8 protein-coding genes and 1 riboswitch are annotated in these 9237 nt (G+C 44.0%); all 8 genes read left to right on the plus strand.

The annotated features are described in order from the left end of the window. Positions 1–78 precede the first annotated feature (78 nt). The 8 genes from LI091_RS11925 to LI091_RS11960 all read left to right on the plus strand — a co-directional run bounded on the left by LI091_RS11925 (position 79) and on the right by LI091_RS11960 (position 8838). Positions 79–945: a GGDEF domain-containing protein gene (locus LI091_RS11925; protein WP_015525833.1), complete on the plus strand. Its 867-nt coding sequence runs from the start codon at positions 79–81 to the stop codon at positions 943–945. Between the two features lie 87 nt (positions 946–1032). Further along, the gene (tsaA, locus tag LI091_RS11930) at positions 1033–1722 is read left to right on the plus strand and encodes a tRNA (N6-threonylcarbamoyladenosine(37)-N6)-methyltransferase TrmO (protein ID WP_021650988.1); all 690 of its coding nucleotides are present in this window, start codon (positions 1033–1035) and stop codon (positions 1720–1722) included. A 143-nt stretch (positions 1723–1865) separates the two neighbouring features. Further along, positions 1866–2147, plus strand: coding sequence for a DUF2325 domain-containing protein (locus LI091_RS11935; RefSeq protein ID WP_015525835.1), 282 nt, complete (start codon positions 1866–1868; stop codon positions 2145–2147). A 182-nt stretch (positions 2148–2329) separates the two neighbouring features. After that, complete coding sequence (locus tag LI091_RS11940; RefSeq protein WP_015525836.1) at positions 2330–3649, plus strand: aspartate kinase; 1320 nt, start codon at positions 2330–2332, stop codon at positions 3647–3649. A gap of 363 nt (positions 3650–4012) precedes the next feature. Then, positions 4013–4234 (plus strand): HPr family phosphocarrier protein, encoded by a 222-nt coding sequence (locus LI091_RS11945; RefSeq protein ID WP_173758309.1) that lies wholly within the window; start codon positions 4013–4015, stop codon positions 4232–4234. A 178-nt stretch (positions 4235–4412) separates the two neighbouring features. Next, positions 4413–6779: an ATP-dependent DNA helicase gene (locus LI091_RS11950; RefSeq protein ID WP_173775679.1), complete on the plus strand. Its 2367-nt coding sequence runs from the start codon at positions 4413–4415 to the stop codon at positions 6777–6779. Positions 6780–6902: 123 nt separating this feature from the next. Beyond that, positions 6903–8369, plus strand: a complete 1467-nt coding sequence (locus LI091_RS11955; RefSeq protein ID WP_244093171.1) for a serine hydrolase — start codon at positions 6903–6905, stop codon at positions 8367–8369. 94 nt (positions 8370–8463) lie between these two features. Beyond that, positions 8464–8838 (plus strand): RidA family protein, encoded by a 375-nt coding sequence (locus LI091_RS11960; protein ID WP_015525839.1) that lies wholly within the window; start codon positions 8464–8466, stop codon positions 8836–8838. A 199-nt stretch (positions 8839–9037) separates the two neighbouring features. Beyond that, a riboswitch (cyclic di-GMP riboswitch) is annotated at positions 9038–9113 on the plus strand. Positions 9114–9237: the final 124 nt, after the last annotated feature.

Below are 9237 nucleotides of genomic sequence, written 5' to 3' on the forward strand. Positions count from 1 at the left end.
GATGAAATACAATTGTGAATTGATGTGCAATATGTTATCATGAATGTATATAATATTTCAGAAACGCAGGAAAATACTATGGATAAAGATAAGGGTGTATTTATGACTGCCCGGGAAGTAAATATGGAAATAGAAATGCTGAAGACGGTTTTTGACATTGTAAGACTGGTGGATGTCAGCCGTACAGCTCCGGTAAATATTGGCTTAGACGATTGCTCTTATGAAGCAGAACATAAATGCTTTGCAGTGTGGAATAAAGGCAGAAGATGTGAGAACTGTATTTCTGCCAAAGTTTTTGCCCGTAAAAACAAAATGACGAAATTTGAGTTCGTCAATGATGACATTTATCAGGTAATCGCCAAATATGTGGTTATAGACGGGACACCTCTTGTCATGGAAATGGTCTTTAAAATGACGGATAAGATCTTTCTGGGAGCTTATGGAAGCGGATCTCTGATCGATAAGATCAGCAGATTCAACCGGGAATTATATGAAGATCCGCTGACTGGTGCCAGAAACCGGAGATATTTTGAGGAACAGCTGAAATCCCTGGATAAGATGGGGGCTATAGCTATGATCGACGTGGACAATTTTAAACAGATCAATGACAGCTATGGCCATGTAGCTGGAGATGCGGCGCTTTGTACCATTGTCAGAATGATCTTTGAGCATGTGCGGGCAGATGACGTGGTACTGCGTTATGGAGGAGACGAATTTCTTCTGATGTTTGAAGAAATCCCGGAAAAGGTATTTCAGCAGAAGCTGGAAGATATCCGGGAAGAGATCGCAATGGCAGATGTGCCGGAATACAAAGAAATCCGGCTTTCCATGAGCGTGGGAGGTGTATATGGAAGCTGTAAGGTCAGAGATGGAGTGATGGAAGCGGACAGGCTTCTCTATCAGGCCAAGCGGCAAAAAAACTGTGTTGCCTACAAGAGGATCTGACGGAAATGACATGACAGTCATTGAAAGCAGAATTATGTAACAGGCGCATGAGGTGTATATCTGGCAAGTGAAAGGGAGAATAGGGATATGAAGATAATCGCAAGGATCAGAAGTGATTTTCCGACAAAATTCGGAATCCCGCGTCAGAGCGGTCGAGTGGAAGAACTGACAGCCTGTATTGTTTTTGAACCGGAATACCGGGTACGGGAAGCGGTAAAAGGACTGGAAGATTTTTCGCATATCTGGCTGCTGTGGGAGTTTTCACAGTCGATCCGTGAGAACTGGTCCCCTACAGTACGTCCGCCACGCCTGGGCGGAAATGAAAGGATGGGCGTATTTGCCACCAGATCGCCCTTCCGTCCCAATCCTGTAGGCTTATCCTGTGTGAAGCTTGAAAAGATCGATCTGGAAAGCAAAGAAGCTCCTGTACTGATCGTATCCGGTGCGGACCTGATGGACGGAACCCCCATCTATGATATCAAGCCATATCTGCCTGTGGCAGACTGCCATCCGGAAGCGCTGGGCGGCTTTGCGACGAAGGTGGAGCAGCATTTTCTGCAGGTAGAGATCCCGGAAGAATGGAAGGCAAGGATTCCGGAGGATAAGCTTACTGCGTTGGAAGGCGTGCTCAGAGAGGATCCGAGGCCTGCCTACCAGAAAGATCCGGAGAGGATATACGGAATGCCTTTTGCAGGAATGGATGTTCATTTTCAGGTAAAAAACGGCATACTTACAGTATGTGAGATCACAGGATATAAAAAATCAGACAGAATTTAAAATTACCTTTGACAAACTTTTTGTGAGATGGTATTATAATAAGTGAGTTAGCAAGTGCTAACTCAATATTTTAAAAGTGAAGTTAGCTTAAAATAACCTTGAAACAGTCATATAAAAGTTCAGAGATCAAAGGAGAGTGAATTATGAGCGTTGTAATTGTAGGCGGTAATGAAAGAATGGTATGTCAGTATGAGGATATCTGCAAAGGCTTCGGATGCAAGGCGAAAGTTTTTGCCAAGGAAAAAGGAGCCATGAAGAAAAAGATCGGGGTGCCGGATCTGATGATCCTGTTCACCAGTACCGTTTCCCACAAAATGGTAAACTGCGCAGTAGAAGAAGCAAAGAAAAAATCCATTCCGGTATGCCGCTGTCACACAAGCAGCGCTGCAGCTCTCGAGAACATTCTGAAGCAGTACTGTGCATAAGAAACAGGTCAGGAGATACTTTTCTCTTGTATAATTTGACTTTTTTTGCAGAAATGTTACGGAAATGCTTGCAAAATTACAAATTATTCAATAAAATAGCCGTAGGTTTCTGTGGTAAAGCGTTGCAGTGAATGGTGAAAAGGCGGCGCTGGAAGTCGAAATTACAGGTGAGAGGTGTTATCATGAAAAAAGTTGTAAAATTCGGTGGAAGTTCTCTTGCAAATGCGGAGCAGTTCCAGAAAGTGGGCGATATCATCCGCAGTGATGAGAGCCGCCGTTATGTAGTTCCGTCAGCTCCGGGAAAGAGATTTGACGAGGATATCAAAGTGACGGATATGCTTTATGGATGTTATGACGCAGCATCCAAAGGGGAGGATATCACTGAGAAGATCAATGCAATCAAGGCGCGATATTATGAGATCATCAAGGGACTCGGACTGAGCCTTTCTCTTGAGGAGGAGTTCAAGAAGATCGATGAGGATTTCCGTGCACAGGCAGGAATCCAGTATGCGGCATCCAGAGGAGAGTTCCTCAATGGTAAGATCATGGCTGCATATCTTGGATATGATTTTGTGGATGCAGCTTCTGTGATCCGTTTTGATAAAGCTGGTAATCTGGAAGCGGAGGAGACCAATAAACTCCTTTCCAAAAAACTCAGCAAATCCCAGCATGCGGTTATTCCGGGATTTTACGGCGCATGTGCAGATGGCACAGTAAAGACATTTTCCAGAGGTGGTTCTGATGTGACAGGTTCCCTGGTTGCAAAAGCTATCCATGCAGATATTTATGAGAACTGGACGGACGTTTCCGGTTTTCTTGTAACAGATCCGCGTATCGTTCACAATCCGGAGCCTATCGAGGCAATCACATACAGAGAGCTTCGTGAGCTTTCCTACATGGGAGCTACTGTTCTTCATGAGGATGCCATTTTCCCGGTTCGTAAAGAGGGAATTCCAATCAATATCCGTAACACAAACAGCCCGGAGGATAAAGGTACTCTGATCGTAGAGAGCACCTGTAAGAAGCCGAAATTTACTATTACCGGTATCGCCGGAAAGAAAGGTTTCTGCTCTATTAATATCGAGAAATCCATGATGAACAGTGAGATCGGGTTCGGACGCAAGGTACTTCAGGTATTTGAAGATCAGGGGATCAGCTTTGAGCATGTACCATCCGGAATCGATACTATGACTGTATATGTTCATCAGGACGAATTTGAGGAGAAAGAGCAGCAGGTTATCGCAGGTATCCACCGTCTGGTGCAGCCTGATTTTGTGGAGATGGAATCTGACCTTGCACTGATCGCAGTTGTTGGTCGTGGAATGAAATCCCAGAGAGGCACTGCAGGAAGGATCTTCTCTGCTCTTGCCCATGCAAATGTAAACGTAAAAATGATCGACCAGGGTTCCAGTGAGCTGAATATCATCATCGGTGTAGAGAATCGTGATTTCGAAAAAGCAGTCAGAGCAATCTACGATATTTTTGTTCTGACACGGATATAAACAAAATCCGGAAACGGATTTTGTTTATGAGAAAGTAGCGAAGCGGATTTCGAATATCCGATTGATATAAATCCGGAAACGGATTTTGTTTATGAGGAAGTAGCGAAGCGGATTCCGAATATCCGATTTATTTAAAACCGCCGCAGTACGTGTAACATACCGTCCTGCGGCGGATTTTTTTGGAAAAAATCCAAGATTTATCTAAAAATAATACAATCAAATTCAACAGGATTTCCAAAGGAAAGACAAAGATATTGTACATTGTGTCGAAAAAAGTTTGATATGAAATAAACAGTATTGACAAAAACTTAACTTTTGTGTAAAACTGAAATATGAAAAAATCAGAAAGGCAGGCGGTCAGCTATGGAGAAACAGATCAAACTGGATGAAAAAAGTGCACAGGAGTTTGTCAATGCAGCCAGCAGATGTAATTTTGATATTGATGTATTTTATAACCGTATTATCATTGATGCAAAGTCGATCCTCGGACTTTTGAGTCTGGATCTGACAAAGACTCTGACAGTAAAGTGTTACGGAGAGGATGAGGATTTTAATCGTGTTCTTTCCAAGTATGCAGCAGGTTGAGAAATATGAATAAAGAAAAACGGTGATAAAAGGGCGCAGTTCATGAGAAGAAAAGCAGAACATGCGTCCTTTTTATTATGGGAAGCTTTCGAATCATATTTTATGGTATAATCCTGGTATAGCATGGAAAAAGAATAGCTGCCGGACTGGAATTCCGGTAGCTGCCGGGAGTGAAAATATGGAAAAACCAAGAGTGCGGATTTCTGTCAGAAATCTTGTGGAATTTATACTGAGGAGCGGAGATCTGGATAACAGCAGTGGGACATCCGGAGATAAGGAAGCCATGTTAAAAGGCGGAAGGCTTCACCGCAAGATACAGCGGAGTATGAAGGGCGATTATCAGGCAGAGGTTTCTCTGAAAAAAGAAAGTGAATACGACGATGTGGTCATTCAGGTCGAGGGCCGTGCAGATGGGATCTTTACAGAGGACGGAGCCGTTTATATTGATGAGATCAAGGGGACTTACGGAAATGTCCAGGCAATGGACATGCCAATACCTGTCCACCGTGCCCAGGCCATGTGTTACGGAATGATCTGGGGAGAAAAAGAAGGGATTTCTGAAATCCACATTCAGATGACCTACGCTCATCTTGAGACGGAAGAAACCAGGAGATTTCGTGAGGATTTTTCCATAGAGGAGCTTAAAGGCTGGTATCAGAAACTTCTGGATGCCTATCACAAATGGATCGCATATTCTCTTAACTGGAAAAAAGAGAGAAATGCATCCATGAAGGATCTGCAGTTTCCGTTTCCATACAGAGAAGGGCAGCGGGATATCGTTAGTGGTGTGTACCATACGGTTTCCAGTGGGAAGACCTTATTTGTTCAGGCGCCTACCGGTGTGGGAAAAACCATGTCTGCCATTTTTCCGTCCGTGCGCGCCATCGGTGAGGGAAAAGGTGAAACACTTTTTTATCTTACCGCAAAAACCATCACAGGAACTGTGGCGCAGGAGGCATTTCACATCCTGCGGGAAAAAGGTCTGAAATTCAAGGTAACGGCGATCACGGCAAAGGAAAAACTGTGTTTTCAGGATACTCCGGAATGTACACCGGAGAAATGTCCTTATGCAAAGGGGCATTTTGACCGGGTAAATGATGCGGTTTATGAGCTCTGGACCACTGAAGAGGTATATTCCAGAGAAGTGATCCGTGCTCATGCAGAAAAATGGCAGGTGTGCCCTTTTGAAATGTGTCTGGATCTTTCAATCTGGGTAGACGGGATCATCTGTGATTATAATTACGTGTTTGATCCCAATGTTCATCTGAAACGTTTTTTCGGGGAAAATATTTCCGGGGACCATATTTTTCTGATCGATGAGGCCCATAATCTGGTAGAACGTGGCAGAGAGATGTACAGTGCCGGTATTTCCCGTCAGAGTCTGGTAGCACTTCGAAAGAAGATAAGAAAGAGGTTTTCAAAACTGGCCAGAACACTGGATAAAGCAAATCGCCAGATGATGGAACTGGAAGAGAATCTTGCGGAAACAGGAAAAGGGTATCAGGTGCTGCCCAATCCCGGAGTACTGCCGATCACATTTCTTACGATATCAGGTGAACTGGAAGAAATACTGGAGGAAAAAGAACTGGAAGAAGAACTACGCAGGGAAATACTGGAATTTTATTTTATAGTGCGTGATTTTTTAAATGTTTCAGAGCTGGTAGATGAAAATTATGTAGTATATACCGAAAACAGCGCAAAAGAAGGATTTCGTCTGAGGCTGTTCTGTGTGAACCCGTCAGAAAATCTGGGAGAATACCTGAAAAAAGGGAAAAGTGCTATTTTCTTTTCAGCTACAATGTTTCCCATGCTCTATTACCGGGAGCTTTTGACAACAGACCGTGATGCCTATGGGATTTATGTGCAGTCTCCTTTCCCAAAAGAAAACCGCAGGATTCTTATCGGCAGCGACGTAAGCAGCCGGTATACCCGGAGAAATCGTGCAGAATACCGGAAGATCGCCGGATATATTGCCAGATGTGTCTGGCAGAGGCAGGGAAATTATATGGTGTTTTTTCCGTCGTATCGTCTTATGGAAGACGTACTGCAAGTTTATGAGGAAGAATTTTCCGTAGACTGGGTGCGCTGCGTGTGTCAGACGCCGGATATGACAGAACAGGAACGGGAAGGATTTTTGGAGGAATTTCAGGAACGGGAAGGTACCCTGGTAGGGTTCTGTGTCCTTGGAGGAATTTTTTCTGAGGGTGTTGATCTGACAGGGGAAAGTCTGATCGGGGCAGTGATCGTAGGAACCGGACTTCCCCAGATCGGCAGTCAGCGTGAGATCTTGAAAGAGTATTACGATAAAAAGAATCACTGTGGTTTTGATTATGCATATCGCTACCCGGGTATGAACAAGGTGCTTCAGGCCGCCGGGCGCGTGATCCGCACAAAAGAGGACAAAGGCGTGATATTGCTTTTGGATGACCGCTTCTGGGATCGGGATTACCAGGAAATCTTTCCCAGGGAATGGCAGGACCGTACAGGCTGCAGGCTGGATACGGTAGAAGGTGCAGTGGAGACGTTCTGGAAGAGGTTTACTTGACAGAACGGAGAAATCCGATATACTTATAGAGTCTTTATCTGGAAAATCACTGGAGGAATGTGTGGATGCCGGATCAGGACAAGAAACTGTAAAATAGGATCATAAGAAAAGTGAAAGAAGTATATGAGACGAAAAAAAATATATAAAGCATTGGCATTTTGTCTGAGCACAGTGATGCTCGCACAGCCGGTTTTTGCGACAACAGTGCAGCAGACGGCACAGGGAAGCCTTGGTTCTGTTACGGAGGAGTCCCAGATACTTCCAATTCCCGGTGAAAGCGGGAAATATATTCTGAAAAGCAATGGCTTTTACTGCCTGAATGAAGATGGAACCAAAGAAAATACTCCGGCAGTGTATTATTTTGATCATTTTGAGATCGACGGAACGGTTTTTGATGGATATTATTATCACGACGAAAGCGGTAAATTTACAGCGGGAAACTCGCATATGGTCCAGATCACCGATCTGAAGGCTCCGGCAAAAGACGGTAGCGGTGAGGAAGTTTCTTTTGACGGCTGTTATATGGTAAACAATCTGGGAAAACTCAGCGCTTCTCCACAGGTACGTTATATGGATGAGCTGGTGGTGGACAAAACAACATACAACGGGCTGTATTATTTTGATGAATATGGAAAAATGGTTACAGATCCAGGTATCCATTATCTGGAAATGAATGCTGCAGGACAGATGTTTGACGGATATTATTATTTTGGCGGAGAAAACGGCGTTCTGCTCCAGGAAGAGGGAGAGACTCCGGAGGGATTTTCCGTGGATAAATCCGGAAAAGTCGAGACGAAAGATCTGGGAATGGATGGCCTTGAGAAACGGCTTGCGGATCTTCTTGGAACCTATGAGGGTACATGGAGCGTTTATGTAAAGGATCTAACCAGTGATCAGGAGTTTGAACAGAACAGTCAGTCACTGTACTCAGCCAGTCTGATCAAAGTGTTTGTCATGGCCCAGACCTATGCCAACATGGATGCAGTCCTTCAGAACGAAGCGGCAAAAATGAAAAAAGATGTTACAGATCCGTCCGTATCCACAAAGGTCAATGACCTTCTCTGGAATATGATCACAGTCAGTGACAATGAATCCTTTAATGAGCTGGTACGTCTGCAGACAGCATCGGGTGTTTTTAAGGACGGAGCACAGGCTGTAAATGGATTTCTTGCGGAACAGAAATTTGCAGATACTTCCGTACAGCACATCTTAAGCCCGTCCTCTTCAAAGGACGTCGGCCTCGGTGGCAGGAACACCACTTCCGTAAAAGACTGCGCAGAGCTTCTTTCCCGGATCTATAAAGGAGAATGTGTATCGAAAGAAGCTTCGGAGGCTATGCTGAACCTGCTTCTGAACCAGCAGGTTACTACTAAGATCCCCAGCGGGATATCTGTGTCCGTGGAAATTGCAAATAAGACTGGAGAAACGGATACGGACCAGCATGATATCGCCATTGTATATGGAGAAAAGACTACATATATCCTCTGTGTGATGTCAGAAGACTGTAAACCTGGGGATGCAGTTTCGCATATCCGGGATATTTCCGGTATTGTTTATAATTATCTGAATATGGACCTTGACCAGGGGTGATCTGTGAGTTAGAATAAAAAACAGCTGAGCAAGATCCTGATGGATATTTCCGCCAGAGAAGTATCCGAAATGTTCATGAAAGGGGAATTCTATTATGAAGACAGTACATACAGACAAAGCACCTGCAGCAATCGGACCATACTCCCAGGCAATCATCCATGGAGATACGCTTTACACATCCGGTCAGATCCCAGTGGATCCGGCAACTGGAGAGGTAGTTGGCACAACCATCGAGGAGCAGGCTGATCGTGTTATGAAGAATCTCGGAGCAGTTCTGGAAGCTGCCGGTTCCAGCTATGAGAATGCGATCAAGACAGTATGCTTCCTTGCAGATATGAACGATTTTGCGGCATTTAATGAAGTATATGCCAAATATTTCGTAAATAAACCTGCACGTTCCTGTGTTGCAGTCAAGACACTGCCAAAGAACGTTCTCTGCGAGGTAGAAGTGATCGCAGCGATCGGATGATCTGAAAAAAATCCCTGTTGTCTGATTTCAGTCAGACAGCGGGGATTTTTTTTCGTGGGGATAAAGTATTTTTCTCTGTTTTGGAGCAATCTCTTTTTTTGTGTTTTCAGGCGTTAAAACGGTAATGTTTTTTCTTGTGTAAAGTAGAGCGCTGTAGTATAATAAAACCAGTTTTTTAGGATACGTATAAAAGCTTAATAAGGATGATCGGCAAACCAGATGAAAGTCTGGGACGCAAAGCTATAGGGCCTGTAAAATGGTAGCCAGTTGCATGAAATGAGGTGCACTGTCTGTGAGACGGTGTTTTTTTTATCCAATGCGTCTTATAAACCATAGTATAATATAAATATGAACACAACATATAAATCAAACAACAATGTCGTCTATTCCTGTAAATAC

Origin of the sequence: Blautia sp. MSK20_18 (genome assembly GCF_020553125.1) — a bacterium.
GTDB classification, from domain to species: domain Bacteria; phylum Bacillota; class Clostridia; order Lachnospirales; family Lachnospiraceae; genus Blautia_A; species Blautia_A fusiformis.